Below are 1,703 nucleotides of genomic sequence, written 5' to 3' on the forward strand. Positions count from 1 at the left end.
ATACATTTAGGAGGATTACAGCAATGTCCGAAAAAACATACGAACTCGCAACCTTCGCAGGTGGTTGCTTTTGGTGCATGGTAAAACCATTTGATGAACTTCCTGGTATTCATAAAGTACTTTCTGGCTATGCAGGAGGTCATGTAGAAAACCCAACATATGAACAAGTAAAAGCTGGAACATCTGGACATTTAGAAGTTGTTCAAATTACATTCGATCCTTCTATTTTTCCTTATCAAAAATTACTAGACTTATATTGGCCACAAATTGATCCAACTGATGATGGCGGACAATTTTTTGACCGTGGTCCATCTTATCGTACCGCTATTTTTTATCATAACGAAACACAAAAAGGGCTTGCTGAAAAATCAAAACAAGCTCTTGCAGAAAGCGGTATGTTTAAAGATCCAATCGTGACTGAAATTCGTCCTGCTGCACCTTTTTACGAAGCAGAGGAATACCACCAACATTTCTATAAAAAGAATCCAGAGAAATATGCTACTGAGCAAAAAAAATCTGGGCGTGAAGACTTTATAAAAGAAAATTGGCAAAAAAAATAATAAAAATGCATCGTGCTTTTTTAGTACGATGCGTTTTTATTTTTGATAAAAGTACCATACAATTAATAGAACAATTGCTGTTAGTGACCAAAGTACTATCTCGTTTTTCACTCTATTCTTTTTCTTAGTCATTTCATTCCCTCCTAATAACAATTAAACATATTCAAGTTTTTCTTTGTTTAATTGTCCACCTTATATACGTGAATACATCCTTACAAATTCTAATAGCAAGACCACCAATAATTCCGATTGCAATTGAAATTACTAACATCTGTCCAAAACTAAAAGAATTTGTGTACGTTATGTAGAGAACGATACATATAAGTAAAACATCCGGTAAAGAAAGTAAAAACCTTTTAAGCATTCCTTTATCTCCTCTATACTTTATTTATATCTTCTACTGTAATTTTGAAATAAAATTTGTTCAAAATTTCCATTTAGACCCTCATTTTATGAAAAATAATAAGAATCCCTTTTCAAAAGAGATTCTTATTCAGTAGATTTAAGTTTAATTATTTTGTACATATCCTATTCCATAATTACTCCTAAAATAGAATAATATTACTAATTATTTATTGTAAATTGACTATTCGCCAGGCAACCGAATGTCGCGCCAGCTATCTACATCGCATTGGCGAAATTCATTATTACCTACCGCGACCACCGTGCCGTTTGATTTAAGACCGACTGTATGTGCACAACCAGCCGCTATCGCTACAATATCGCGCCAATCGCTTACGTTACATTGACCATACTCATTCCAGCCCACTGCCACCACGGTACCGTTTGATTTAAGCCCGATTGTATGATTCGTACCAGCCGCTATTGCTACAATGTCTCTCCAGCCACTTACATCACACTGGTTATGTTTATCATTCCCCACTGCCGTCACCGTGCCGTCTCGTTTAAGACCAACAGTATGAAGATAACCAGCCTTGACCGATACAATACCTCGCCAGCTACTTACATTGCATTGACCATATCGATCATTCCCCACAGTCGTTACTGTACCATCCAATTTAAGACCGACTGTATGCCAGTCACCCGCTGTGACTGCCACAATACCTTGCCAACTGCTTACATTGCATTCTCCTTCTTTATTTCGGCCCACCGCTACTACCGTGCCATCCGATTTAAGGCCAA

The 1,703-nt window shown here is 36.9% G+C and carries 3 protein-coding genes; 1 reads left to right on the forward strand and 2 read right to left on the reverse strand.

Annotation, left to right across the window (positions count from 1 at the left end):
• Positions 1–23 precede the first annotated feature (23 nt).
• On the forward strand, positions 24–560 hold the full coding sequence (msrA, locus tag MR170_RS30495) for a peptide-methionine (S)-S-oxide reductase MsrA (RefSeq protein WP_029441975.1): 537 nt from the start codon (positions 24–26) through the stop codon (positions 558–560).
• 163 nt (positions 561–723) lie between these two features.
• Here the strand turns inward: msrA and MR170_RS30500 are convergent, their stop codons facing one another.
• Positions 724–924, reverse strand: a complete 201-nt coding sequence (locus MR170_RS30500) for a hypothetical protein (protein ID WP_000919319.1) — start codon at positions 922–924, stop codon at positions 724–726.
• Between the two features lie 222 nt (positions 925–1,146).
• On the reverse strand, positions 1,147–1,703 hold a 557-nt coding region (locus tag MR170_RS30505; RefSeq protein ID WP_481746799.1), incomplete at its 5' end, for an RCC1 domain-containing protein.

The sequence above is a fragment of the Bacillus cereus group sp. BfR-BA-01524 genome (genome assembly GCF_022662595.1).
Classification (GTDB): domain Bacteria; phylum Bacillota; class Bacilli; order Bacillales; family Bacillaceae_G; genus Bacillus_A; species Bacillus_A thuringiensis_S.

Excerpts from the sequence above, each read along its gene's own strand:
- msrA (WP_029441975.1), top strand. The coding sequence starts at position 24 with ATGTCCGAAAAAACATACGAACTCGCAACCTTCGCAGGTGGTTGCTTT.
- MR170_RS30500 (WP_000919319.1), bottom strand. The coding sequence starts at position 924 with ATGCTTAAAAGGTTTTTACTTTCTTTACCGGATGTTTTACTTATATGT.